The 25024-nt window shown below is 70.5% G+C and carries 22 protein-coding genes; 10 read left to right on the forward strand and 12 right to left on the reverse strand.

The window, feature by feature from the left end; translation table 11 throughout:
* The first annotated feature begins 273 nt into the window (after positions 1–273).
* Positions 274–681 carry a DUF6232 family protein gene (locus EER30_RS29595; RefSeq protein ID WP_127503918.1) on the forward strand — a complete coding sequence of 136 codons (408 nt, stop codon included), beginning with the start codon at positions 274–276 and terminating at the stop codon, positions 679–681.
* Positions 682–749: 68 nt separating this feature from the next.
* Here EER30_RS29595 and EER30_RS50030 read toward each other — a convergent pair whose 3' ends face one another.
* On the reverse strand, positions 750–953 hold the full coding sequence (locus EER30_RS50030; protein ID WP_127503919.1) for a DUF397 domain-containing protein: 204 nt from the start codon (positions 951–953) through the stop codon (positions 750–752).
* A gap of 67 nt (positions 954–1020) precedes the next feature.
* Entirely contained in the window at positions 1021–1941 is a 921-nt protein-coding gene (locus tag EER30_RS29605) for a helix-turn-helix domain-containing protein (protein ID WP_127503920.1), read from the reverse strand.
* A gap of 327 nt (positions 1942–2268) precedes the next feature.
* Between EER30_RS29605 and EER30_RS29610 the strand changes: the two genes are divergently transcribed.
* From EER30_RS29610 to EER30_RS29645, 8 genes are all read left to right on the forward strand, one after another.
* Positions 2269–2466, forward strand: coding sequence for a DUF397 domain-containing protein (locus EER30_RS29610; protein WP_127503921.1), 198 nt, complete (start codon positions 2269–2271; stop codon positions 2464–2466).
* A gap of 120 nt (positions 2467–2586) precedes the next feature.
* A complete protein-coding gene (locus EER30_RS29615) occupies positions 2587–4893 on the forward strand; it encodes an FdhF/YdeP family oxidoreductase (RefSeq protein ID WP_127503922.1) in 2307 nt (768 codons plus the stop codon).
* 171 nt (positions 4894–5064) lie between these two features.
* Positions 5065–6783, forward strand: coding sequence for a S53 family peptidase (locus EER30_RS29620; RefSeq protein ID WP_127503923.1), 1719 nt, complete (start codon positions 5065–5067; stop codon positions 6781–6783).
* 118 nt (positions 6784–6901) lie between these two features.
* Positions 6902–7453, forward strand: a complete 552-nt coding sequence (locus tag EER30_RS29625) for an RNA polymerase sigma factor (protein ID WP_127503924.1) — start codon at positions 6902–6904, stop codon at positions 7451–7453.
* Positions 7450–8238 carry an anti-sigma factor gene (locus EER30_RS29630; protein ID WP_127503925.1) on the forward strand — a complete coding sequence of 263 codons (789 nt, stop codon included), beginning with the start codon at positions 7450–7452 and terminating at the stop codon, positions 8236–8238. The genes EER30_RS29625 and EER30_RS29630 overlap by 4 nt, the downstream gene beginning before the upstream one ends.
* 14 nt (positions 8239–8252) lie before the next feature.
* Complete coding sequence (locus EER30_RS29635; protein ID WP_127503926.1) at positions 8253–9053, forward strand: ATP-binding cassette domain-containing protein; 801 nt, start codon at positions 8253–8255, stop codon at positions 9051–9053.
* Complete coding sequence (locus tag EER30_RS29640; protein ID WP_127503927.1) at positions 9050–10369, forward strand: hypothetical protein; 1320 nt, start codon at positions 9050–9052, stop codon at positions 10367–10369. Before EER30_RS29635 ends, EER30_RS29640 begins: the two co-directional genes overlap by 4 nt.
* A complete protein-coding gene (locus tag EER30_RS29645; protein ID WP_127503928.1) occupies positions 10366–10938 on the forward strand; it encodes a hypothetical protein in 573 nt (190 codons plus the stop codon). The genes EER30_RS29640 and EER30_RS29645 overlap by 4 nt, the downstream gene beginning before the upstream one ends.
* A gap of 15 nt (positions 10939–10953) precedes the next feature.
* On the opposite strand, the gene EER30_RS29650 is transcribed toward EER30_RS29645, so the two are convergent.
* From EER30_RS29650 to EER30_RS29665, 4 genes are all read right to left on the reverse strand, one after another.
* On the reverse strand, positions 10954–11925 hold the full coding sequence (locus tag EER30_RS29650; RefSeq protein ID WP_127503929.1) for an SLAC1 family transporter: 972 nt from the start codon (positions 11923–11925) through the stop codon (positions 10954–10956).
* On the reverse strand, positions 11922–12284 hold the full coding sequence (locus EER30_RS29655; RefSeq protein ID WP_127503930.1) for a DUF1622 domain-containing protein: 363 nt from the start codon (positions 12282–12284) through the stop codon (positions 11922–11924). The genes EER30_RS29650 and EER30_RS29655 overlap by 4 nt, the downstream gene beginning before the upstream one ends.
* Positions 12285–12294: 10 nt before the next feature.
* Complete coding sequence (locus EER30_RS29660) at positions 12295–13284, reverse strand: DUF4331 family protein (RefSeq protein WP_127503931.1); 990 nt, start codon at positions 13282–13284, stop codon at positions 12295–12297.
* Between the two features lie 811 nt (positions 13285–14095).
* Positions 14096–16828, reverse strand: a complete 2733-nt coding sequence (locus EER30_RS29665; protein WP_255436973.1) for an ATP-binding protein — start codon at positions 16826–16828, stop codon at positions 14096–14098.
* A gap of 231 nt (positions 16829–17059) precedes the next feature.
* Between EER30_RS29665 and EER30_RS29670 the strand changes: the two genes are divergently transcribed.
* Entirely contained in the window at positions 17060–19267 is a 2208-nt protein-coding gene (locus EER30_RS29670; RefSeq protein ID WP_164842522.1) for a putative bifunctional diguanylate cyclase/phosphodiesterase, read from the forward strand.
* An 85-nt stretch (positions 19268–19352) separates the two neighbouring features.
* Here EER30_RS29670 and EER30_RS29675 read toward each other — a convergent pair whose 3' ends face one another.
* From EER30_RS29675 to EER30_RS49465, 6 genes are read right to left on the reverse strand one after another with little or no spacing between them, the layout of a single operon-like run.
* Positions 19353–19628 (reverse strand): YciI family protein, encoded by a 276-nt coding sequence (locus EER30_RS29675; protein ID WP_127503933.1) that lies wholly within the window; start codon positions 19626–19628, stop codon positions 19353–19355.
* On the reverse strand, positions 19628–20545 hold the full coding sequence (locus tag EER30_RS29680; protein ID WP_127503934.1) for an amidohydrolase family protein: 918 nt from the start codon (positions 20543–20545) through the stop codon (positions 19628–19630). The genes EER30_RS29675 and EER30_RS29680 overlap by 1 nt, the downstream gene beginning before the upstream one ends.
* Positions 20532–21788 carry a vWA domain-containing protein gene (locus tag EER30_RS29685; RefSeq protein ID WP_127503935.1) on the reverse strand — a complete coding sequence of 419 codons (1257 nt, stop codon included), beginning with the start codon at positions 21786–21788 and terminating at the stop codon, positions 20532–20534. The genes EER30_RS29680 and EER30_RS29685 overlap by 14 nt, the downstream gene beginning before the upstream one ends.
* Complete coding sequence (locus EER30_RS29690; protein ID WP_127503936.1) at positions 21775–22644, reverse strand: AAA family ATPase; 870 nt, start codon at positions 22642–22644, stop codon at positions 21775–21777. The genes EER30_RS29685 and EER30_RS29690 overlap by 14 nt, the downstream gene beginning before the upstream one ends.
* Complete coding sequence (locus EER30_RS49460) at positions 22641–23660, reverse strand: xanthine dehydrogenase family protein molybdopterin-binding subunit (RefSeq protein ID WP_127503937.1); 1020 nt, start codon at positions 23658–23660, stop codon at positions 22641–22643. The genes EER30_RS29690 and EER30_RS49460 overlap by 4 nt, the downstream gene beginning before the upstream one ends.
* The gene (locus tag EER30_RS49465; RefSeq protein ID WP_205650479.1) at positions 23657–25024 is read right to left on the reverse strand and encodes a xanthine dehydrogenase family protein molybdopterin-binding subunit; all 1368 of its coding nucleotides are present in this window, start codon (positions 25022–25024) and stop codon (positions 23657–23659) included. The genes EER30_RS49460 and EER30_RS49465 overlap by 4 nt, the downstream gene beginning before the upstream one ends.

A 25024-nucleotide genomic window follows, 5' to 3' on the forward strand; every position in this document is an offset into this window, starting at 1 on the left:
TTGAGCCGCTGCCTCTCCGAACAATAATGGCGACATCCGTCGTCATTTGCGCGACGTCTAGGTGCTACACCGCAGATAGAGGCTACCGATCAAGCGTTCGCTGCCTACATACTGTTATCAACAGCGAGGTTTGACCATCGGAAACGGAGTGACGGCACCCAGCTAGCGACTGGATGCCGTCGGGTCCGACCTCCTGCGGAGGGGACTTCACTCATCTCCATCCTCACGCAGAGGCCCCTCTTCCTGCAAGCCCCTGAAGGGGGTGGGGTCACCGTGCCTGTTTTCTACCGTGGCCGTCGAGCGCTGATCACTGAGCACGTCTTCGAAACGGTGCACGTCGCTCGACTGCAATTCTCGATCAGCAAATTGGCGGAGGTACACATCATCCGGTGCCCCGGTCCGGAGCGGGGTGGGCGATTTCTCGGTCTCTCCGCCCTGCTCGCCGCACTACTGATCGTGCCGATCGTCGGCCTGGAGCTGAAGGTCGTCGCGGCGGCGGCCGGGCTCTTTCTCATTGGCTCGATGCGCGCCCTGCGACGGCGTGCCCCCGTGCGATGGAAGCTGGCGGCTACGTACGACGGACAATTAATGACGCTGTTCGAATCGGAGGATCAGACCGAATTCGATCAGGTCTGCCGTGGTCTTCGGCGAGCCCTCGAGCGCAGCGCCGACAACCCATAGCAAGGGACAGGATCCCCGGCCTCCTCCGACCGGGGATCCCGCACCCGCACGCGCGATCCGACTACAACCTATGAGTACTGGAACTGCCCGCTCTTGATCTTATCGACGAATTGCGCCCAATCAGCCTGATCGAGATCAAGCGGCGGCCGGCTGAGGTCTTTCGAGTCTCTCAGCAGAATGCGGTCTCCCGCCGCCGCGATCTCGACGCAGGCAGTGTCGGCACAGTAGGTGCTCCGACGCCACGCCTTCGTGCCGTCATGTGTTTCGGACAAGGATCCTGACTTTCTTCTCGTCTTCCCGGAACTTACCCGACGGCCGGAGCGGCCGCCGCGGCGCCGATTACTGCCCTTTCACCGGTCGGCGATCCAGTCGCACTCGGCGCCCGAGAGCTGCATAGCTGATGAGCCGCAGCGAGGCGTCCTCGGGAAGCGATAACATCCAGAGGCTCTCGAAAGCATCGCGGTAGGAGCGAATCTCGTCGACATCGTGATCGATACGGTCACTGGTGTGTCGCTCCCGGTACAGCACGGTATCGTCGGCGTCCTCGTCGCTGAGGCTCATCAACTGAAAATTGCCGAACGTGCCGATGATCGCACCTTCACTCTCGTCGAGCGGGACGATCCGAAGAAAAATATGTGGATGGGCGGCGACTTTGGCCAGGTCCTCCAGCTGCTCCGCCATCAGCAGGTCGTCGCCCACGGTTCTCAGCAGAACGCTCTCGTCGATCACCAGGTAGTACCGGGGACCGTCCGGCCGTTCGATGATGTCCCGCCGACGACGCAGGCGGACATCGAGCCGGACTCGGCGTTCCTCCGCCGTGAGCTGCGCTCCGGCCTGTTCGATGATGTATTCGGCCAAGGCCGGCGTCTGAAGCACCCCGGGCAGCAACAGTGACTGGTAGGACCGGACCCGGGTGGCCACAACCTCGAACTGAAGCAGCCGACGGAGACCAGGAGTCAAGTACTTCCGGTATTCGGGCGGGGTCGTCCAACGTTCGCGCCGAGCGAGATTGGCATCGGCCGCATAGGCGGCAACCGTGCTGGCCGCAGTGATGCCATAAAGCTGAAGAAGCGCCCGAATGTCCGTTTCTGATACGGCTACTTCACCGGTCTCGATCCGTTGGACCTTCGACAGCGACCACCGCAACCGCCTGGCGACATCGGACTGGGTGAGTTCCGTGTTCCGCCGCGCACGCCGCAGTCCGCTCCGGACCCGCTCTCTGGCCACCGCCGGAGTGTCGCCGCCGAGCGAACCAGTCATGTCCTCACGTCCGTCGGGGCTTCGTCGCCCGGGGCGATAATGCTCTCTGAGCAGCACTTCAGGTTGATGCGGCCACGGCGCTCGGGCTGGCCCGACGTACACAGCTACGTTGCTGTCTGCAACATAGCAGTTAGGCCGCAGGCTGTCATGCGCTCCGACTCCGCACGCCCCGGGTGCGCTGATTCCTGATTGAACACTTGCGTGCCGACGGCGGTTGTAGAAACGACACACACCCAGAATGGCTATGGCCTGGCCTCAGAAATCCCGCCAGATGACATCCCGTTTTCTCATGTGTACCGTGAGTAACTCCGGGACTGGGAGGCAGCCATGAGCGATGCATGCCGCAGCGAACCCGGCTGGCGCCGCAGTGGACAGTGCGCCGACGCCGCCTGCGTGGAGGCGATGCAGGACGACGCCGGGCGGATCCTGCTTCGTAGCAGTGTCCAGCCAGAAACGGTCCTGCGCTTCACCACCGACGAATGGTCCGTCTTCCTCGACGCGGTGACGCGCGGCGACTTCGACTGAGAGCAGCTCAACTGCGGCTCCTCGGCAACCGCGCGCCCGGAACAACAAGCCCGATGCCCAGACGCCACCGGTCGGCGGCCCGGTTGTCGTGGACCCACGAGGGTGCGATCGTTGTTGATCGTGACGAGAGATGCCGATACGCCCGATGTTCCCGTCGATGACGAGGAGGCCCGGCTGCGGGTCGGGCCTCCGGCCGATCACGCTGCCGGGCTCAAGGCGGTGCAGGTCAGCATGGCCAAGGCGCTCGGTCAGATGGGGGTCGTCAAGACGGCTCGCAACCTGTTGACGCTCAACCAGAACGACGGCTTCGACTGCATGAGCTGTGCCTGGCCCGACCCGCAGGGGCGCCGGCACACCGCGGAGTTCTGCGAGAACGGCGCTAAGGCCGTCTCCTGGGAGGGCGTGCGTGACACGGTCGGGCCCGAGTTCTTCGCCCGGCACTCGATCGCCGACCTGGCCGGGCAGACCGACCACTGGCTCGAGAAGCAGGGCCGGCTCACCCATCCGATGGTCCGGCGCGACGGCGGTACGCATTATGAGCCGATCTCATGGGCCGAGGCGTTCGCGCTGACCGGCGAGCATCTGCGCGGGCTGGCCGGGCCGGACGAGGCGATCTTCTACACGTCGGGGCGGGCGAGCAACGAGGCCGCGTTCCTCTACCAGTTGTTCGCCCGCGCCTTCGGCACCAACAACCTGCCCGACTGCTCGAACATGTGCCACGAGTCGACCTCGGTCGGGCTGCGCCGCACGATCGGCGTCGGCAAGGGCTCGGTCTCGCTGCAGGACCTGCACGAAGCCGACCTGATCATCGTGTCGGGCCAGAACCCGGGCACCAACCACCCGCGCATGCTGACCGCGCTCGAGGTCGCCAAGCGGGACGGCGCCAAGATTCTCGCCGTCAACCCGCTGCCGGAAGCGGGGCTGCGGCGCTTCGACAATCCGCAGAAGGCGCGCGGGCTCGCCGGCCGCGGCACGCCCCTGGCCGACCTGATGCTGCCGATCCGCTCCAACGGCGACCTGGCCCTGTGGCAGGCCGTGTCCCTCCTGCTGCTGCAGGCCGAGGACGCGGCACCCGGCACGGTGCTCGACCGCGCGTTCATCGAGTCCCACACGGTCGGCTTCGACGAGTGGGAGAAACACATCCGCGACCTCGACCGCGAGGCCGTCCTGTCCGCGACGGGGTTGTCCTGGTCGCAGATCGAGGCCACGGCCGAGATGCTGGCCGGCTCCAAGCGGATCGTGCACTGCTGGGCCATGGGCATCACCCAGCACCACAACGCCGTCGCGACCATCAAGGAGATGGTCAACGTCGCGCTGCTGCAGGGCATGATCGGCAAGCCGGGCGCGGGCCTGTGCCCGGTGCGCGGCCACTCCAACGTGCAGGGCGACCGCACGATGGGCATCTGGGAGAAGGCGCCCGACAGCTTCCTCGACGCGATCCGCGACGAGTTCGGCTTCGAGCCGCCCCGCGAGCACGGGTTCGACGCGGCCGAGGCTGTGCGGGCGCTGCGCGACGGCCGGGCGAAAGCCTTCATCGCCCTCGGCGGCAACTTCGTGGCCGCGATGTCCGACACCGAGGTCACCGCCGCCGCCGTACGCGGTGCCGAGTTCACGGTGCAGATCTCGACCAAGCTCAACCGCAGTCACATCGACGCCGGCCGCACCGCGCTGATCCTGCCCACGCTCGGCCGCACCGAGCGCGACCTGACCGGCGGCCGCGAACAGCGGGTGACCGTCGAAGACTCGATGTCGGCCGTTCACGCCTCTCGCGGCCGGTCCGCGCCGGCCGGGCCGCTGCTGCGCTCCGAGGTGGACATCCTGTGCGGGATCGCCGCGGCCACGCTGGGCGACCGGCACGACATCGAGTGGGCCGAGTTCGCCGGCGACTACGACCGCATCCGCGACCGCATCGGCCGGGTCGTGCCCGGCTGCGACGACTACGCCGAGAAGATCCGTGCGGGTGGCTTCGTCATGCCGCACCCGCCCCGCGACTCGCGCACCTTCCCCACCCCGGAAGGCAAGGCGGTCTTCACGGTCAGCCCGCTCGAGGTGCTGACCGTGCCGCCGGGCCGGCTGATCCTGCAGACCCTGCGCAGCCACGACCAGTTCAACACCACCATCTACGGCCTCGACGACCGCTACCGGGGCATCAAGTCGGGCCGGCGGGTGGTCTTCATCAGCGCCGAAGACCTCACCGAACTGGGCTTCGCCGACGGCGACATGGTCGACCTGGTCTCCGAGTGGGCCGACGGCCGCGACCGGCGGGCCGAGCGCTTCCGCCTGGTCGAATACCCGACGCCGAAGGGCTGCGTCGCCGCCTACTACCCGGAGACGAACCCTCTCGTACCGCTGGATTCTCAGGCCGCCGAGAGCGGGACGCCGACCTCGAAGTGGGTCGTGGTCCGCCTGATCCCGGCCGCCGGCTGACGATCAGATCCACAACCTTCCCGCGTACGATCCCCGCGCCCGCGAGCCGGAACCGGTTCGCGGGCCCGGCCCCGAGACGCGCGTCACTGATTGCCGAGTAACGCCTCTGTGGGATGACACCACCGGCTTGATCAGCGAGGGTGGAGTGGGTGATCGCGGGAGGGTGAGCAGATGAGGCTGAGAGTCGGCGTCCTGATCGTCGCGGTGATGATGACGTACGCCTGTGCCGTCGAGGAGAAGCCGCCGGTCGACGTGTCCCTGCCGATTCCCAAGGCCGGGGTCATCACGTTCTACCTTTCGCTGCCCAGCTCGGACACCGAGCTCACGCAGGCCGCCACCGCGGCCGCGACCCCCGGGTCGGGACAATACCGGCGGTTCGTCTCCCAGAGCGACGCCGCCGCGAAGTACGGCGCCTCGGACGACCAGATCACCGCCGTCGCCGATTCGATCAAGAAGCTGGGCCTCGGCTTCGCGGCCGACCCGAGCCGGCTCTTCGGGCGGGTCAGCGGCTCGGCCGACCAGTGGCAGACCGCCCTGCGTACGCCGCTGGCGGTGCAGGCGGCCACGGCGGCGAGCCCGTTCACCACGTACTCGCTGCCTAACGAGGTGCCGGACGCGCTCGAGCCGTCGGGCACCTCCGTGCTGACGGGCGACGCCCAGCTCTACGACCCGTCGGCCGAGGGCAACCGGCCGCCGACCGGCGCGCGACCGGACGCCGACGACGCCACGCCCAGCAGTCCGCCGGCCGGGGCGCAGCCGTTTCCGCTCAACACCGGCACCCCGAGCTCGAACTGCTCGGCCGGGCCGCTGCAGCAGAAGCAGGTCTACACCCCGACCCAGGTGCAGACGGCGTACGGGATCGACGCCTTACGCCGTACGGTGTCGGGAACTCCGATTGTCACGATCGTCGATCTGGGCGGCGGTTGGCGGCCGAGCGACCTGCAGCTGGCCGGGGAGTGTTTCGGCTACAAGGCCCCGGTGGTCGCGCAGAGGCAGGGTGACGGGGTGCCGACCGCGATCGCCAACGCCGACACGGAGACGGCGCTCGACCTGCAGAACGCGGCCGCTGTCGCGCCGGGCGCGCAGATGCGGCTCGTCCAGGCCACCCCGAGCAGCATGCTCGACGCGTTCAGCCGCGCGATCGGCGACAGCAAGGGCCAGCCCGATGTCATCTCGGTGTCGTACGGCGGTTGCGCGCTCACCGAGGAGAGCGCGCTGCCCGCCGAGGTGAAAGTCATCAACAGCCTGCTGGCGATGATCGCGCTGACCGGGACCTCGACCTTCGTCGCGGCCGGCGACTCGGGCTCGACCACCTGCGGGCCGGGTCCCGGGCGCACCACGCTGTCGTACCCGGCGGTGTCGCCCTTCGTGACCGCCGTGGGTGGAACCAGACTGGCGGTGAACACGGACAACGTGCGCACGTCCGAGGTGGTCTGGAACGACTCCGTGTACGGCGAGAACGGGGCCGGTGGCGGCGCGGTGAGCCGCAAGGAGGCCCGTCCGTGGTACCAGAACGGCGCCCACGAGTTCTCGCATCGCGCCGTCCCCGACGTGAGCGCCCTGGCCGACATCGTGCCCGGCTGGCCCGTCGTCACCGACGGCGCCCTGCAGCCGGTCGGCGGCACGAGCGGTTCGGCGCCGTTGACCGCGGCGGCGGCCGCCCTGGTCGCCGCGAACGAGCGCAACGCCGGCCGCCCACCGATCGGCCTGGCCAACGGCTGGTTCTATCAGGCCGCAACCCAGCCGTCGACGTTCTTCGACGTGACCAAGGGCAACAACGACCTGGCCAAGGTCGGCTGCTGCACCGCGACGACCGGCTACGACCCGGCCAGCGGTCTGGGCGTGCCGAACTGGGCGACGCTGCCCGGTTCCCTGCCCCCGCCCGGCTGACGGGAATGTGCGCGGCGGCGGGCGTGCTGGACCCGTGACCATTCATCCACCGTCGTAAAGTGGCGACGGTCACATCGATGCGAGACCCGATCGTGCGGGTGCGATCGTCTTACCCGATGTGAGACGAAGCCTGGACGCGTCCGACGAGCAGGAGCTCGTGCGGCGCGTGGCCCGCGGGGACAAGCGGGCCTTCGACGAGCTCTACCGGCGTACGGCGCCGTGGCTGGAGGTGCGGCTGCGGCGCCGCTGCACCGACCCCGACGTGATCGCCGACGTGATCCAGGAGACCTACCTGGCCGTCTGGCGGGCGGCCGGCAGCTTCGGCGGTGGTGACCACAAGGGCACCGCCGTCGGCTGGCTGTGGACGATCGCCGCCCACCGCCTGGTCGACGCGTTCCGCCGCCGCGCCCGGCAGGCTCAGATGCCCGCGGTGCACCCGGCTGACACGGTCGTCCCGGCCGCCGAGGACGAGGTGATGGCCGCCCGCGTCGGCCAGGAGCTCGAGCACGCCCTGGCCGTCCTGCCGCCCGAGATGCGCGCGGTGCTGCGCGCCACCGTCCTCGACGGCTTCTCCGTCCGCGAGACGTCCGTGCTGCTGGGCGTCCCCGAGAACACCGTGAAGTCCCGGGTCCGCCGCGCCCGGATCGCCCTGCGGGAGGCCCTGTCGTGACCACGCATCCCACCCTGAGCGACATCGACCGCTACGCCGGCGGCGACCCCGGCCTCGACGAGGCGACCGTCTGGTCGATCGAGGTGCATCTGGAAGGCTGCGCCGACTGCCGCGCCCGCCTGGCCGGCAGCACGACGGCCGAGTCCCGCGCCCTGATCGCCGAGGTCGCGGTGGCCGTCGACCGTGAGATCGCGGCCGGCCCGGCTCCCCGGCGGTCCCACGCGGGCATCCGGCAGCGGGTGCTCGTGGTGGCCCTGCTGCCCTGGGTCGCCATGACCACCACCGTGCTCGTCACCGCCGCGCTGCTCAGCCACCTGCTGCCCGAGATGCCGTCGCTCGTGCTGCTGCTCGCGCCCCTGGCCCCGCTGCCCGGGGTCGCCGCCGCCTGGAGCCGGCGCCTCGACCCGGCCTGGGAGCTGATCGCCGGCACCCCGTCGGCCGGCCTGGCGATGCTGCTGCGGCGCACCGCGGTGGTGCTGGCCCTGGTCATCCCGGTGCTCGCCGGGTTCGGAGCGGGTCAGGGCGAGCTCGCCCTGATGCTGCTGCCGTGCCTGGCCTTCACCGCCGCCACGCTGCTGCTCGGCTCGCTCGTCGGCGTCCACCGCGCCGCGATCGGCCTGATGGTGGCCTGGGCCGCCGTCGTGGTCGCCCCGAGCCTGGCCACGGCCGAACTGCCCGTGCTGCTCGAACCCGCCGCCACCGGCGCGTGGGCCGTCGCCACGGTCGCGCTGGCCGCCCTGACCCTGCTCCGCGCCGGACAGTTCCGGCGCCTGACCACCTTCTAGAAGGGAACCCCCGCATGCGAGCGGTGAGCACGGCCGAGACGGCCGCCACCACCCATCCCTGGGCCGTCCACGCCGAGGGGCTGAAGGTGCGCGCCGGGCGCCACCTGGCCGTCGACGGTCTCGACCTGAGCCTGGGCACCGGCGTCCACGGCCTGCTCGGGCCCAACGGCGCGGGCAAGACCACGCTGATGCGCGCCGTGGCGACGGTCCTCAAACCCTGCGGCGGGCGGCTGACGCTGCTCGGCTGCGCGGTCGACGGCCGCGCCGATCTGCGCCCGGCCCGCCGCGCGCTCGGCTACCTGCCGCAGCACTTCGGGTTCTACCCGCGGTTCACGGTGCGCGAGTTCGTGTCGTACATGGCCTGGTTGAAGGAGATGCCGAAGGCCGGCATCGGCGAGGCCGCCCAGCGCGCGATCGACCGGGTGGGGCTGGCCGCCAAGGCCGACGCGCGGCTCAGGACGCTCTCCGGCGGCATGCTGCGCCGGGCCGGCATCGCCCAGGCGATCGTGAACGACCCGCAGGTGCTGCTGCTTGACGAGCCGACCGTCGGCCTCGACCCCGAGCAGCGCCTCGACCTGCGCGAACTGCTGCGCGACCTCGGCACCGACACGTGCGTGCTCGTCTCGACCCACCTGGTCGAGGACGTGGCCGCCGCCTGCACCGAGGTCGTGCTGATCAACGAGGGGCGCCTGGTGTGGCAGGGCACCCCGGGCGCGCTGGCCTCGCTCGGCGACGACGGCCACGCGGGCGACAGCGCCGCCGAGCGCGGCTACTCGGCCCTGCTGCGCCGCCACCGCGCGGAGGCGGCCCGATGAGCATCGTCGGACTCGAACTGCGCCGCTCCGCCGCCGTCGGTGCAGCCCTGTTCGCCCTGGTTATCGGGGTCGCCGCCCTTTATCTCACGCCGGGCCGCTGGTCGGACGGCTACCTGGCCCTCGTGCTGGCGGCGAAGGAGTACACGATCCTGCTGTGGGCGGTCGCCCTCACCGGCGGCGCCTGGCTGGGCCGCCGCGAGCACCGGGCCCGGGTCGGCGAGCTGTTCGCCACCACGCCACGCTCGCGCTCCCGGCGGGCGCTGCCGACCCTGATCGCGCTGGGCGCCGGCCTCGGCCTGGCCTATCTGGTCGTGGTCGTCGCGGGCGGGGTGAGCCTGGCCTCGACCGCCACCTACTTCCCGGCCGGCGCCGTCGTCATCGTCGTGGTCGGGGCGCTGTCGCTGGTCGCGGCGGCCTGGCTGGGCCTCGGCCTCGGACGGCTGATGCCCGCCCTGGTGGCCGCTCCCCTGATCGGCGTGGCCGGGGTGCTGCTCACCTTCTTCACGGCGATCATGCGGCCGGACTGGCTGGGCGCGGTGCTGTCGCCGGTCTACGGCAGCAGCAAGTTCAACGCGTGGCAGACCATCGACCCGCGTGTGACCGCCGCCCTCGCGATCTGGATGACGGCGCTGGCCGTGGCCGGGGTGGTCCTCTTCGTCGGCGGCACCTGGCGGGTCAGGGTGGCCGCGGTGCTGCCCGCGCTGCTCGGCTTCGGTCTCGCGGCGACGGTCGTCCCGCGCGACGAGGCCGCGCTGGTCGCCCCGGCCGACCCGATCGCCCGTGAGCTGGTCTGCACCGACGACGCGCCGAAGGTCTGCGTCGCCCGGGTCAAGGCCCACCTGCTGCCCGCGCTGGCCCCGCTCGCCCGGCAGGGCCTGGCCGTGCTCGCGAAGATGCCCGGCCCGCCGGCCGAGGTGCACGAGGACCGGTTCGACTACTTCGCCGGTGACCGGCCTGCCCCGTCGGGGGACGTCGTCACGATCACCGTGGACGTCGATAAGCACGGCGGCCTGGCGCACCCCGCCGCCGTGGTGACCGGCGTCGTCTTCGGCCTCGGGGTCGAACGCACCGGCGAGTGCCCGGGAAGCGGCTCGGTCGAGCGGGCCGCCGCCTACTATCTGCTCGGCCGTGAGCCGGTGTCGGACGTGGGCGTGGTCCCGAACACGACCGGCGAGGACCCCGAGCTCAACGCCGACGCGGTCACGCTCTGGCGCGGACTGCGCGCGCTGCCACCGGCCGAGGCGACCGCCCGCGTGACGGCCGTCCGCGACGCGCTGGCGGCGTGCCGCGACGTCACCGGGATCCTGACGCGGTGATCCTCCACCTTCGCGCGCGACGGGTGCCGCTGGCCATGGCCACCTCCGTCGGCGGCGCGGCCCTGATCTGGGCGCTGTGGCTGGCCCTCTCCGACGACCGCGACGCCCTGTCCCTGGTCGTCGTGCTCACGGTCGCGCTGATGGTGGCGGCCCTGTCGACCACCCTGGCCGCTCCCGATGAAGACCTGGAACGCGCGGCCGCGCTGCGGTGGCCGTGGCGCCGGGCCGTACACCTGCTGGCCGCTCTGACGCTCGTGCTGGTCGTGCTGGCGGCCACGCTGCCGACCGGCGCCCGGCTCGGCCCGGCGGCGCTCGTCCTGCGCGACACCGCGGGTCTGCTGGGCTTGACCGCCCTCTGCGCGACGGTGGTGGGCGCGGCCCGATCCTGGTTCCTGCCGCTGGGCTGGACGGTCGTCGCCGCGATGTTCCCCCAGCCGGCCGGGTGGGCCGCCCTGGCGACGTGGCCGGGGCAGCCCCACACCGACCGGCCGGCGGCCGTCGTCGCCACCGTCCTGGCCCTGGCCGGTCTCATCGCGTACTCGGCCCTCGGTTCCGCCCGGCGGGAGTAGAGCCGAGCCGTCGTCTCAGGGCGCGGCCCGGCCGTCCCCGGACGACGCGCCCAAGGCGTCCGTGCCCGGGAAACTCCGTGGGCGGGGCACGAGGCCTCGGGCCAGCCCGGCCAGCAGCAGCACCGTCGCGGCGACCGCCACCCAGGTCCACCCGCGCGCGAAGTCGACGATCCCGGTGATGCCGGTGACCTCGCCGACGACGAAACTGCAGGCCGCGTACATGCCGATCGGGAAGCCGGTCGCCCAGCGCGGCAGGCCGAGGCTGACCCGCGGCCGGGCGATCTCGGCGACGATCAGCACCGGGAGCCAGGCCATGGCCGCGCACCACAGCACCAGGGCGCCGACGGTCAGCGCCTCGTGGTCGAACAGCCCCAGCGCGTCCGCCGCCTGGGTGGCCCGGGCGGCCGAGAGCGCGGAGATGGCCAGCGCTCCCCCGGCGATCCAGTGGTCACCGCGCCCGGTGAGCAATTGCCGCACGTCGAATCGGGCGGCCGCGAAGGCGTAGAGACCCAGCGCCACGAGCACGAGGGCCAGCGCGACGAAGACCAGCCAGCGCGCTCGGTAGGGCATGGCGAGAGTGCCGCTCAGCAACGCCACCGAATCGGCCGCGACACCGGCCACGAACGAGATCCCCACCGTAGGAGTCACCCACCGGCGCAGGACCGGGCCGATCAGCACCGCACACTCGACCGCCGCCACGGCCAGCAGCACCGCGGCGACGATCCGGTAGCCGCCGAGGGCCAGCCGCGAGCCGAGCACAGCCGTCGCGGCCACGATCGTCAGCACGCCGGGCGACGCGGCCTCCCGCGCCAACCGGCCCCTCTCGAAGATCAACGGCAGGCCGAGTACGCCCGTCAGCAGCACCCACACCGCGGCGGCGAACCACAGCAGGATCGCCGACAACACCGGTTGGTGCGCGAGCGAGAGGTCGATCGACACGACCCCACAGGTCATGACGATCGTCCACGACGTCGTCGGCACTTTCATGGCGAGTTCCTTCCCCGGGCCGGTGAGCGGCGCCACGGGACCTGGCCGTCGATCTCCACCTGCAGCGACACACTGAGGAACGTCCTGATCAGCACGATCAACCCGAGGACGGCGACGTTGCCCAGGGTGGGCGCGACCGCGACCGTGGTGATCAGGTCGGCCGCCACCAGGATCTCCAGGCCGAGGAGCAGCACCTGCCCGAACGACTCCCGCAGCGTCTGATAGCCGCGACGGCCGCCGGACCTTCGCCAGGTGCGGACAGCGAGCACCCCGGACCAGATGAGCCCGACGACTAGGACGGCGGCGCCGATGGCCTCGAAGACGTGCGCGACGTCGGCCAGCAGGCTGGTGTAATCCATTGCCGCATGATCACACTGGGTAGCGGTTGGGGACGCCCAGGAACGGGAACTCGGTCAACATGTCGTCGTGCGGCGCGAGACCGTCCGGCTCGATGGATCCGTTGGACAGCCAGGCGAAACGGGCGCTGAAGGCGTCGTCGGTGAGCGCCCGGCCGTTCGGGTAGGCCGTCGGCCGGTTCCGGTCGTAGCGCAGGATGTCGGGCAGCACGATCCGGGCCGCCTCTCGCGCCTCCGACGCGGAGTAGCCGTTCTTCTCCAGTAGCTGGGACCACAGCTCCAGGTAGTTGTCCAGGTCGTCGGCCGGGTGCCGCAGGTTGTACTCGTTCTTGACGTTGTTCGGGTTGACGAACGGGTTGATCGTCGGGTGCCCGCCCCGGTCCACCTGGACGATCGTGCCGTCGCGGCGCACGCTGACCGTGGCCCAGACGCCGATCAGCGGATCGGGGCCGAGCATGTCGTTCGGGACCTCCAGCACGATGCTCTGGATGTTCCGGTCGGCGAAGGCGTCCTGACCGGTCCACTTGAAGCCGTGGAAGGAGCCGTCGGCGTCGGCGAAGAACGGGTCGCTGCGGACGCCGATGAACAGGCGGACGGGCCCGGCCACGACCGGCTCGGCACTGGCGTCGAAGCCCACCGGGGTGTCGGCGACGAGCACCTCGCCGGACGGCTCGGCCCGCCGGGCGTCGTCACCGGTGGCGTAGTAGGCGGTCCCCGTCTGCTTCCCGTCCTGGCACTCGGAGAACACGAACGTGAACGCGCGCTCGGCCTGCGCGTCCCCGTCCGTGTCGATGTTGATCCGGTAGATCGCGTCGGGATGCAGATCCGCTTTCATCAGGAACGGCGGCATGGCGCTCATCCCCGTCGTGTAGGGGTTGAGGTCGATGATCAGGACCGTTTTGCCGGGATCGTCGGGCGAGGCGAAGACGAACAGGTCGGTGAAGTCCAGGCGTGCGTCGTCGCCGGGGAACCTGAGATTGGCCGCGCTGTAGTGGTTCGACATGGTGGCTCCCTCGGTGGTGATGGCTGGTCTCTGGTCAGGGTCGCCGTCACCGGCGGCATTTCACACCTGGGAAGCCCCCTGGTCGGCACCCCGGAATCCGGCGGTGTGACCCCGATCTCACTGTTATCGACTGCCCTCGTCGGGACCTAGTGTCAAGAGCGGTGGGGTGCTCGCGAACCCACACCGTCCCCCGGGTGTTCCCCTGTTGCGAGCGGCCGTGAGCCGACCGGCGGTGGGGGAAGGCATGCTCCTGGGGCGACAGGACGAGCGCAAAGTCCCGAGGCGGAGACGACGCCTCCGGGCTCGGGGGCTGCCCTGGAGGCCCGGTGCAGGCGTCTGGTTCGCGCAGCCGTTCCCCCGAGGCCCAGACCGTCTCACCCATGACGGCCGGTCGCGGTGATTGGTTGGTCGCGCAGGCTGTCCGGGCCGGCCGCCGTCGTGGTGCCGCAGTAGTGGGGCCGGTCGCGGTGGCCGGTTGGCTCGCCGTCGTGCCTGATACCAGGAGGCAGGGCTCTCCCCGGCTTGATCGTTGAGCTGATCCTTGATGCAGGGGCCTCGACCGCGTTCCAGGGGCCTGAAACCAGGATCTCGGATCGATCATGGACGGGGAGGGGCCTGTATTCCTGAACTCGGGAACTGTCGTCCGGCTTGACTGCTTGTCAGCGCAACCGGCGGCGCCGCGACGCCGGCCTGCCTGGGAAGCCTCAGTGACCACCCTGCCGCCGCGACCGGCCACGGAAAGCGGATGCCCGGCCCAGGCCGAATCCCCGGCCCGGGATAGCTGAGGGCAGACCTCCGCGGCAAAAACTGTCTAGCTCTCGCCGACCAGCTCGTCGCGCAACTGCCGGCGGGAGCTGACGCCCAGCTTGGTGAAGACCTTGCGCAGGTGCCATTCGACCGTGCGCGGGCTCAGGAACAGCCGCGCCCCGACCTCCGGGTTCGAGAAGCCTTCCCGCACGAGCTGGGCGATCTGGCGTTCCTGCGCGGTCAGCGCGTCGTGAGCAGAGGCTTCGACCGTACGTTTCCTCGCGACCTCGCCGGTGGCCAGCAGCTCACGCCGCGCCCGCTCGGTGAACGCCTCCATGCCCATGCCGACGAACATCTCGTGCGCGGTGCGCAGCTGTTCACGGGCCTCGGCGCGCTGCCGGTCGCGGCGCAGCCACTCGCCGTACAGCAGGTGGGCGCGGGCCAGTTCGGGGCGCAACTTCGTGCGGGCGAGGCGCTCGATGGCCGTACGGTAAAGCTCTGGATCGTCGTCGAGCAGCGCCCGGCAGCGGGCCAGGATGCCCTCGGCCCAGTCGGTGCCGCACGGCCCGGCCGACTCGGTGAGACGGTCGAGCGCGCCCCGGGCGACGTCGAGCTCGCCCACCCGTGCGGCCGCCTCGACCAGCTCGGGCAGCGCCCACTCGGACACCCAGAGCACGGCGATGCCGGTGGAGACCTGGGCCGCCGCCATCGCCTGCTGGAACCGGCCGAGCCCGTTGTTCAGCACGGCCGCCGACCACTGCGAGATCGTCACGCCGAGCGCCTCGCCGCCCGCCTCGGCCCGCTCGATCGTGCGGGCGAGCAGTTCGGAGGTCTCCGGCTCGACACCGCGCAGGGCGGTCAGGCGCAGCCGTACGTAGGGCGAGATCGGCAGGCCCAGCGCGGTCGCCACGGTCTCGGCCTCGGCGGCGATCGAGGCAGCCGCCTCGAGGTCCCCGGTGAACGAGGTCGACATGCCCGACGCCGTCAGGTCGAGCGGCAGGTGGGCCAGGGCACCGGCCGCGCGCACGACCGCGACCTGCCGGTCGGACAGCGCGCGCAGAACCTCGTCGTCCCAGATCGAGGGCGGCACGCCGTTGGCCACCCAGCCCCAGACCAGGGCGTCCCCGAGCGGCAGGTCGGCCATCAGGACCGCGGCCTGCCGCAGCACCCGGACGGCCTCCGACTTGCGGCCGATCACCATCTCGCCGTAGCCGTCGAGGATCAGGTCGAGCGCGCGCGCCGGACCCGGCCGCGGGACAAGGGCGGCCGTCGAGCGGGCGGTCGCCACCATGGTGTCGCGGTCGCCCGCCATCAGGGCCGCGCCCCACGCCAGCAGGTAGGTCTCGCGGGCCAGGTCGGTGTCGAACGGTTCCAGCCGCTGGGCCGCGGCGAGCAGGGCCTCGGGCGCCTGGTCGGTGCGGCCGGAGGCGAACGCGATGTGGCCGCGCAGCAGCTCGGCCCGGGCCCGCGCGAACTCGTCGCCGGCGTCGCGGTGGGCCAGGTCGACCAGGCGGCGGGCGGCCTCGATGTCGCCGGCCTGCAGGGTGGCCTCGGCCGCGGCCAGGGCCCGCCCGGTGCGGAGTGGGGCGTCGACGGTGAGCTGCACCGAGCGCTGCAGGAACGCCGCCGCCGAGGCCCGGCCGCCGCGGGCCTGAGCCCGGCCGGCCGACCGTTCGAGCTCGGCCGCCACAGCCTCGTCCGGCCCGGGTGAGGCCGCCGCGCGGTGCCAGGCCCGGCGGTCCGGGTCGACCGTTTCGTCGGTGACCTCGGCCAGGGCGAGGTGCACGGCCCGGCGGCTGCGTGGCTCGGCGGCCCGATAGACGGCCGAGCGCACGAGCGGGTGCCGGAAGGTCACGCGGGCGTGGACCGAGAGCAGCCCGTCGGTGCCCTCGGCCAGGGCAGCGGCCGGGCTGATGCCGAGCCGTTCGGCCGCCGCCCAGACCAGCCCCGGGTCGCCGAGCGGTTCGGCCGCGGCGATCAGCAGCAGCAGCCGGGTCTCGTCGGGCAGCTCGACGACGCGGTTGAGAAAGCTCTGCTCGATGCGGCCCGGCAGCGAGTCGCCGACGGGCAGCAGGCCGAGACCGCCCGCGATCTGGGTGAGCGACAGGCCGCGGGGCAGCTCGACCAGGGCGAGCGGGTTGCCGCGGGTCTCGGCCACGATGCGGTCCCGGATCGAGCGGTCCAGCCCGGCGTGGGTCAGCGAGTTCAGCAGCGCGTGGGCGTCGGCGTCGCGCAGCCCGACGACCTCCAGGTCGGGCAGCCCGAGCTGGACCGCCTCCTGGTCGCGGGTGGCGAACAGCAGCGCGACCGACTCGGCCAGCAGCCGGCGGGCGACGAAGGTGAGCGTCTGGGCCGAGGCCTTGTCGAGCCACTGCGCGTCGTCGACCAGGCAGAGCACGGGGGCGTCCTCGGAGGCCTCGGAGAGCAGGCTGAGGACGGCCAGGCCGACCAGGAAACGGTCGGGTGGCGTGCCGGTGCGCAGGCCGAGCACGATCTCGAGGGCGTTGCGCTGCGGTTCGGGCAGGCGGGGCAACAGGTCGAGCAGCGGGGAGCAGAGCTGGTGCAGGGCGGCGAAGGCCAGTTCCATCTCCGACTCGACACCGGCCGCGCGCAGAACCCGGATGCCGGTGGTGTCGCGCCGCGCGTAGTCGAGCAGCACGGTCTTGCCGACCCCCGGGGCGCCGTGGAACACCAGGACACGGCTCTCCCCCGACCGCACGGCCGCGATCATCCGGTCGATCGCGGCGCACTCCCGCTGTCGTCCGAGCAGCTCGGTCCCGCGTTTCGTGATCTCCACCCCCACCAGGCGTCGAGGTCATCGTGATTCATTTCCGGGCGCAAGAGAAGGGCCGAAGCGAGTTGTCCGACGTTGGGCGGATCACTCGGACGACGTACGAAATTTCGGACATTTCGGTGCGTTCGGGCGCTCACCTCGGCCGCCGAATTGCCGATGGGTAAGAGCGTGCCAGCCACCCCCGGTCACCCGCCGCTCTTCGCCGACCGGGCGTTCCAGATCGTCACTGCATTGATGACAATCAATGTTTTCGCGTTCCTGCTGCAGGAGCACGTCGGCCGGCTGTGGCCGTCACCGGTGAACTGGCTGCTGGTGATCGCGGTCATCATCCCGACCACGGCGCTCTGCCGCCGCGTCGGCACCGATCCGGCCTCCGCTCCCGCCGTACGCCGCTACTGGCGTACGGCCGAGGTCGGCACTGTTCTCTTCATCGTCGTCATCAGTCTGCGCATCCTGAGCGAGCTGGGCGCCGGGACCTGGTTCCTGCCGGCGTCGGTGGTGCTGCACGTCATCGCCGGCCTCGTGCTGACCTGGCCGCTGGTCGGGCTGCCGTTCAGCGCCCGCGACCGGGCCCGCAAGGTGGGGGTCTGGCTCGATCTGGGCACCCTGTCGGGCGCGGCCGGGCTGCTGATCTGGCACTTCGTGGCCTCCGAGCAGTTCATCGGCGGCCAGGTCACCCTGCCCCGGGTGGTCGCCGCGGTGGTGATCATGGGCGCCGGGCTCAACCTGGTCTACTTGGGCGCCAAGGTGGTGCTCGCCGGGGTCGAGACGTTCGCGCGGCGCGGGCTGTACTGGATCGGCGCGTCGGCCCTGATCGGCGCGCTCGGCTCGGCGATCAGCTTCCTGCACCCCTACCAGCCACAGGGCAACCTGCTGGTGCTGGTGCTGCCGTTCGCGGCGTACGCGGCCGCGGTCGGCGCCCGCGTGCAGGTGGTGGAGACGGCGACTCAAGCGAGGCGGGCGCCGCGGGGTTACAGCCTGATGCCGTACGTGGCCATCGCGACGGTCGATGCCATGGTGGTTTATCACAACGTCTGGGACACCGGTGACGGCCTGCTGATCGACGGTGTCGCGGTCGTGCTGACCGCGCTCGTGGTCATCCGCCAGCTGATCGCCTTCCGGCAGAACGACGCCCTGCTCGCCCGCATCGGCCTGCAGGAGAAACGGTTCCGCCACGAGGCGACCCACGACGCGCTGACCGGCCTGGCCAACCGGACACTGTTCAACGAGCGGGTCACCGCGGCCGCGAACGACGCCGGCCCGGACGAATTGGTCAGCATCGTGCTGATCGACCTGGACGACTTCAAGATCGTCAACGACACGCTCGGGCACGCCACCGGCGACGCCCTGCTGGTGCACGTAGCCGAGCGGATGCAGGCAGCCGTGCGCTCGGCCGACACGGTCGCCCGGCTGGGTGGCGACGAGTTCGCCATCCTCTTCAAAGGCGTCGAAGGCACGGACGTGGAGGGGACGCTGACCCGGATCGCGGCCGCCCTGCTCGCACCGGCCCTGATCGACGGGGAACCGATGACCGTGCGGGCCAGCTTCGGCGTGGTCGACGGCCGCAGCGGGGACGACGCCGGCGACCTGATGCGCCGCGCGGACATCGCGATGTACGAGGCGAAGGAGCGCGGCGAGGGCGGCTACGAGCGATACCAGCCGGGCATGGAGACCCGTGGCGCCGAACGCAGCCGCCGGGCCGCCGCGCTGCGCGCAGCCATCCTCGAGGACCAGCTGGTGGTGTTCTTCCAGCCGGTGGTGACCCTGCCGGACGGACGCATCACCGGGGCCGAGGCACTCGTGCGGTGGCAGCACCCGATCGAAGGCCTGCTCGGGCCCGGCGCCTTCATCGACGTCGCCGAGCAGACCGGCCTGATCGTGCCGCTCGGCACCTGGGTGCTGCGCGCGGCGACCCGCGAGGCGGCGAGCTGGCCGGGCGAGCTGACGGTGGCGGTGAACGTGTCGGCTCGCCAGCTCGGCGACGCGGGCTTCCCGGCCGTGGTGGCGGCGGCACTGCGCGAGAGCGGGCTGCCGCCCCACCGCCTGACCGTCGAGATCACCGAATCGGTCGCGGTCGGCGGCGGGGCGACTACCGAGAACCTCCAAGGGCTTCGGGACCTGGGCGTACGGCTGTCGCTGGACGACTTCGGCACCGGGGCGTCGACGCTCAGCCTGCTCGCGACGTGCCCCGTGCACCAGATCAAGCTCGACCGCTCGTTCATCCCCGACGGCGGCTCGGACGCGATCGCCGACGCGGTGCTGCGGATGGCGCGGGCGTTCGCACTGGAGGCGGTGGCCGAGGGCGTGGAGACGGCGGAGCAGGCGGCCCGGCTGACCCGGCTGGGCTACGAACGGGCCCAGGGCTTCCACTTCGCGCGGCCGATGAGCGCGGCCGCCCTACGCGAACGCCTCGAAACAGCCGCGGCCGTCGCGGCGCGGTAGTGCGAGTCAGGTGCTGAGCCTGCCGTGTCCGGCCTTGCCGCTCCCGTCGCCGCTCCCGTCGCCGCTCCCGGTTCGTCCTGGACCGTCAGGCGCCCAGGCCGACGGTGATTTTCCATTCCCTCAGCTCGCGGTCCTTGGTCACGTCGTGGCGGGTGTAGGGGTCCTGCTCGACGAGCGCCTGCGCCGCCTCCAGGTCGGGCGCGGTGAAGACGATGATGCCGCCGCTGAGGTCGGCCAGCGGGCCGGCCAACAAGAGCGAACCCTCCGCCTGCAGCTTGCCCAGGTGCTCCAGGTGCTCGGGGCGCCGCTCGGCGCGTTCCGGGGTGTCGTTGTATCCGTACGAGAGAACGAAGTGCGGCATTACTGAACCCTTTCCTGGTTTCCGATTCCGTAGACCCGGCGGGCCGTACGGGAGAAGACATCGACCTGTTCGTCGTCGGACCGATGCCGCAGAGCATGCCGCCAGGCGTCGGTCAGTTCGGCGGCGGTTGTCCACAGGGTCTCGACCGGAAGGTTCGTCCCGAACATCGCCCGGCTCGACCCGAACTGCTCGAGAACCTCGTCAGCGACCAGCCGGATCAGCTCCGGATCGACGCGATGCACGAAGGTTCCCTGCCCGGTCAGCTTGACGATCACGTTCGGAAAGGCGGCGAGCTCACGCAGCCCGGCACGCCACCCGGCGACGACGCCGGCATCCGTGTGGTCGGTGAGCATCCCCGCGTGGACCAGCACGAACGTCACGCCGGGATGCTCGGCGACGAGAGCGGCCGCGTCGTGCATCTGCCCGGAGAACACCTGCAGCTCGAACAGCCAGCCGAGGTCTTCAAGGGCGGCGATGTTCGCGCGGAACACCGGGTCCTTCATCCGGTCGGGCGCATCGGCGAAACGGAACTCCGGACGCTCGTGCCAGTGAAGCTGCAGCCGGGTGCCGACCACGAGAGAACTGATCGCCTGCTGCGTCCGCATGACCTCGACCGCGTTCTCGACGAACAGGTCCGCACACCCGACCACGGCCATCGGCCAGCCGGTGCGCTCATGCACCCCCGCGATCCAGCGGACCTCGTCGACCACGCGGTCTATCGGCCAGTTCGGCTGCACGTAGACCGACGCGCCGATGCCGGCCGAGCTCGCATCGCTGACGTATTCGTCGATCAGGTAGTCACGCCTAATCGGCTCGTAGGGCCCGAAGATCCGCGGCACCATCGGCCCGGACAGCCACGGCATGTCCGCCTGCCGCCAGACGTGGTGATGCGAGTCAACGATGTCACCCGCGTACATGGGCCTCTCCTCCAGTCGTCAGGTTTCCGGCCGAACTTTCCCGTACGGCGGTGGGCGCGCTCTCGAGTCGCGGCGTGGCGGCAAGCCCGGCTCCGAGGTCCCGGACCGCGGTGAGCGCGGTCACGAGGTCCCGGACCCCGGTCAGCGCGTCGAGGTCCGGGTGCACCGCGGACATCGCCCGGGTCAGCGGTTGGTAGCTGGGATCGCAGGCGAGCGGTGACCACCAGTTCAACCGGTGCGAGAGTCGCGACAGCCGGCGCGTGGCGTCGACCATCGCCGTGGGGTCGCCGCGTTCGAGCCCGTCGGAGAGGACGAGCACGAGCGCTCCCCGGGCCATGGTCACGAAGCGCGCGTTGTCCAGGAACGTCCGCAGGCTCGCACCGATCTGCGTCCCGCCCTCGGCGTCCAGCACCAGCCGAGCCAGCGCGGCCAACGCGACATCGACGTCCGGGGCCCGCAGCGCCGAGGTCACCCGGGTGAGCCGCGTGCCGAACGTGAAGACCTCCGCACACCGGCAGGTGGCGACCACCGTGTGGGCGAACCGCAGGTAGTCCGCGCTGTACTGCTTCATCGACCCGGAAACGTCGACGAGCACCAGCACACGGCGCTCATGCAGAGGCCGGTGCCGCCAGAACAGCCGCACAATCTCCCCCCGCGTACGCCGTGACGCGTGGTAGGTCGATCGCAGGTCGAGTTGGCGGCGGCCCCCCGGCTGACTTCGCCGTGAACGTGTCCGGGGCACAGCCCGGCTCAGCTCGCCGCAGAGCTGCCGCATCACCTCGCGCGCACGGTCCTCGGTAGCGGCGAACCGCACGACCGCTTCGGGACTGACCCGTCCCGCCGCCAGCCCGGACCGTCCACCCTGCTCCAAAAGGGCATCGCTGGTCTCGCTGTCGCCCGGAACCCCGGTCGGCTCCTCCCCCTCGGCCGGCGACGTCTCGACCGCTTCTTCGGTGACGACAACCGCATCGGCCGCGATACCGAAGAACCGCTCGAACACCTCGTCGTAGACAGCGCGATCGAGCTCCGACGTCAGCAACGTCGCGACCCCGATCCAGTAGAGCTGCCCCGTGACGGCCGGCCGCAGAACCTCAATACCGGCAAAGAAGTCGACCTGCTTGTTGACCGGAACGGCAAGCCCTCGCGCCCGCAGCCCACGCAGAAATCCAACCAGGTGATCCTCAGCCCGCTCCACAACCGACGGATCCAGCCCGGGCGGCCGGCTCGGGTCAGGCGGGGTCATCGGGGAAGACCTCGCCGGCGTGCGCCAGGACCAGCGCTACGTCTTCCTCGTTCTTCAAAACCAGGCCCAGCGATGCTTTCAGTGCATCGACCGTGTCCGCGCCTTCGGACTCGAGGGCCTGTGATCCATGCGCCCAGGCTATGGCCTCGGCGATGCCGGGACGCTTCAGCGGACCCAGGGAACGGATCACGTTGACCGAGTGCACCAGACGCGCCGCGCTGCGGGCGCTGAGGCCGGGTGCCTGGGCCTCGACGATCGTGCGTTCGCGCTCCGGGCCGGGGAACGGGATCCAATGATAGAGGCAGCGTCGTTTGAGCGCGTCGTGCAGTTCGCGGGTGCGGTTCGAGGTGAGCACCACCAGCGGGGGCACGGCGGCCGCGATGGTGCCGATCTCGGGGATCGTGATCTGGAAGCCGTCGAGGAATTCCAGCAGGAAGGCCTCGAACTCGCTGTCGGCACGGTCGATCTCGTCGAGCAGCAGCACGGCGCCGGCCCGGCTGCGAAGCGACCGTAGCAGGGGTCGTTCGAGGAGGAACTCGCCCGCGTACAGATTGGGGACCGGGACGCCTTGCACCTCGGCGGCCCGCAGGCTCAGCAACTGCTTGGGATAGTCCCACTCATAGAGCACCTGCGATGCGTCAATACCTTCATAGCATTGAAGACGGATCAGATCGCGTCCGAGAGCATCGGCCAGCACGTGCGAGATCTGCGTCTTGCCGACGCCGGGCTCGCCCTCGAGCAGCAGTGGGCGGCCGAGCGCGATCGCCAGGCGTACGGCGGTGAGCAGGCCCTCGTCAGCGAAGTAGCGACGGTGCTCCAACTGCCGGCTGAGGGTGTCGCGGTCCGGAAGCATCATGCACTGAGAGCATCGTCGCGCCGGGCATCGATACCGCGAAGGACCGACTCCGGGGTGAACGGCATCGTGGTCAGCCGCACTCCACAAGCGTCGAAGATGGCGTTCGCGATGGCCGGGATCGGCGCGTTGGCGGTCATCTCGCCGATGCCCTTCGCGCCGAACGGCCCGTTCGACGCCGGCCGCTCGAGGATCACGCTGGTCTGCACCGGGATCTCGGCGGGGCCGGGCATGAGATATTCGCTGAAGTCGACCGGACCGTGGTCGCGCGATGCGGGATAGTACGGCTCGGTCGATTCGAAGATGGCATGCGAGACGCCCATCCACGCGCCGCCCTCGATCTGCTGGGCTACCATCCCGGGGTTGAGTGCACGCCCGATCTCGTACGTGTTGTGCAGGCTGAGCACGGTGACCACGCCGGTCTCGTCGTCCACTTCGACCTCGGCAACGGTGCACGCGTGGGCCTGGCACGAGTCCGGGTCCATCTCGCCGGTCTCCGGCACCGGATAGTTGCGCTCCTTGAGATAGATGCCCCGGCCCGAGATGCTCTTGCCCTGTTTGAAGTGGGCGGCCAGCGCGACCTCGGAGATGTGGATCTTCGTTTCCGGGCTGCCCTTGAGCCGCACGTAGCCCGTACCGTCGGTCTCCAGATCGCCCGCGTCGACCTCGAGCTCCTCGGCCGCCACGTCCAGCATCACCTCGCGCGCCTCGCGAGCAGCCATGATCACCGCGTTGCCGACGCGGTGGGTTCCCCGGCTGGCGAACGTGCCCATGCAGTGTGGACCGGTGTCGGTGTCCGCGGTGTCGATGATGACGTTCTCCATCGGCATGCCCAGCGTCTCCGCCGCGCACTGGGCCACGACGGTCTTGAGCCCCTGACCGAGATCGACCGACGACAGACTGACGACGAACCCGCCCATCGTCGTCGCGTGAATCAACGCCTGCGACGGGTCACCACCGAGATTCATACCCGTGGGGTAGTTGACGGACGCGTACCCCCGACCACGCAGCAGCGTCATGCCGCGCCTCCTTTCGATGACATCGCCCGGTATTCCTCGGGCAGGTCATGGCCGACCAGGGCGGCAGCGCGCTGGATCACCTCGATCAGGGCGGTTCCGGAGGCGACCTTGCGGTGGGCCTTCATGTCGCCGTCGCGGTAGGCGTTGCGCAGGCGGAACTGCAACGGGTCCATGTCCAGGGCTCGAGCGATCCTGTCCATCTGGGACTCCAGGGCGAAGTCGGCGATCGTGACGCCGAAGCCGCGCATGGCGCTTGACGGCGTTCGGTTCGTGTAGACGCAATGGCAGTCGGCGTAGACGTTGGGGATCGTGTAGGGACCCGGCAGGTGAGCGCAGGCCTTGGTGGTGCCGTACGGCGAGTGCCGCGAATAGGCGCCTGCGTCGACGTAGAGCATCACCTTGCGCGCGACGATGCGGCCGTCGTTCATGACGCCGTCCTTGATGTAGATGCGTTCGGCCGCCCGAGGCGACGAGACCTGCATCTCCTCCTCGCGCGTGTAGACGAACTTCACCGGGCGGTGGGTGAGCATGGCCGCGATGCAGGCCAGCGGTTCGACCATCACGTCGACCTTGCCGCCGAAGCCGCCGCCGACGGTTCCGCCCTTGACCTGCAGGTCGGTGAACGGCCGGTCGAGGATCAGGGCGGTGTTGTCGAGCGTGAAGAACGCGGCCTGGGTGTTGCTGTGGATGAGCAACCGTCCCCCGCTCTGCGGCACGACGATGCAGCCGGTCGTCTCGGTCGGCGCGTGCTCGATCGGCGCCGAGCTGTAACGCCATTCGAAGATGTAGTCCGCTTCGGCGAAACCCCGCTCGACGTCGCCGAAGCGCAACCGGCGCGCGTGGTGTCCCTCGTAGACGAAGTAGTTCGTCCCGGCCTGCTTGATGATCGGCGCGTCGGGGGCGAGAGCCTCCTCGACGTCGAAGACCGCCGGCAACTCGGTATAGCTGACCTTGACCCGGCGGACCCCCTCGAGTGCCGCCGCCTCCGAGTCGGCCACCACCGCGACGATCGGCTCGCCCTTGTAGAGGACCCGGTCCTCGGCCAGCACCGGCTCGTCGTTCGGTTCGATGCCGATGAGCCGCAGCACCACGTACCAGTTCGACGGAACGTCCCGATAGGTGATGACCCGCAGAACCCCGGGAACGGCCAGAGCCTCGGAACAGTCGACGTCATCGATCTTCGCGTGGTGGTGCGCGGAGCGGTGAATCTTGACATGGGCCAGGCCGGGGAACGTCCGGTCCTCGAAGAATTCCGTACGGCCGGTGACGTGCCCGAGAGCGTCGGAGCGCTGGACCGTGGTGCCGATGACGGTGAAGTCGGGTTTGCGCTCGTCCTTGAAGTATTCGGTGTCGATCGGGTTCAC

The sequence above is a fragment of the Actinoplanes solisilvae genome (assembly GCF_003999975.1).
GTDB classification, from domain to species: domain Bacteria; phylum Actinomycetota; class Actinomycetes; order Mycobacteriales; family Micromonosporaceae; genus Actinoplanes; species Actinoplanes solisilvae.

Excerpts from the sequence above, each read along its gene's own strand:
- EER30_RS29605 (WP_127503920.1), bottom strand. The coding sequence starts at position 1,941 with ATGACTGGTTCGCTCGGCGGCGACACTCCGGCGGTGGCCAGAGAGCGG.
- EER30_RS29690 (WP_127503936.1), bottom strand. The coding sequence starts at position 22,644 with ATGATGCTTCCGGACCGCGACACCCTCAGCCGGCAGTTGGAGCACCGT.
- EER30_RS29655 (WP_127503930.1), bottom strand. The coding sequence starts at position 12,284 with ATGGATTACACCAGCCTGCTGGCCGACGTCGCGCACGTCTTCGAGGCC.
- EER30_RS29675 (WP_127503933.1), bottom strand. The coding sequence starts at position 19,628 with ATGCCGCACTTCGTTCTCTCGTACGGATACAACGACACCCCGGAACGC.
- EER30_RS29650 (WP_127503929.1), bottom strand. The coding sequence starts at position 11,925 with ATGAAAGTGCCGACGACGTCGTGGACGATCGTCATGACCTGTGGGGTC.
- EER30_RS29640 (WP_127503927.1), top strand. The coding sequence starts at position 9,050 with ATGAGCATCGTCGGACTCGAACTGCGCCGCTCCGCCGCCGTCGGTGCA.
- EER30_RS29635 (WP_127503926.1), top strand. The coding sequence starts at position 8,253 with ATGCGAGCGGTGAGCACGGCCGAGACGGCCGCCACCACCCATCCCTGG.
- EER30_RS29680 (WP_127503934.1), bottom strand. The coding sequence starts at position 20,545 with ATGTACGCGGGTGACATCGTTGACTCGCATCACCACGTCTGGCGGCAG.
- EER30_RS29620 (WP_127503923.1), top strand. The coding sequence starts at position 5,065 with ATGAGGCTGAGAGTCGGCGTCCTGATCGTCGCGGTGATGATGACGTAC.
- EER30_RS49460 (WP_127503937.1), bottom strand. The coding sequence starts at position 23,660 with ATGACGCTGCTGCGTGGTCGGGGGTACGCGTCCGTCAACTACCCCACG.
- EER30_RS29610 (WP_127503921.1), top strand. The coding sequence starts at position 2,269 with ATGAGCGATGCATGCCGCAGCGAACCCGGCTGGCGCCGCAGTGGACAG.
- EER30_RS29685 (WP_127503935.1), bottom strand. The coding sequence starts at position 21,788 with ATGACCCCGCCTGACCCGAGCCGGCCGCCCGGGCTGGATCCGTCGGTT.
- EER30_RS29660 (WP_127503931.1), bottom strand. The coding sequence starts at position 13,284 with ATGTCGAACCACTACAGCGCGGCCAATCTCAGGTTCCCCGGCGACGAC.
- EER30_RS29670 (WP_164842522.1), top strand. The coding sequence starts at position 17,060 with ATGACAATCAATGTTTTCGCGTTCCTGCTGCAGGAGCACGTCGGCCGG.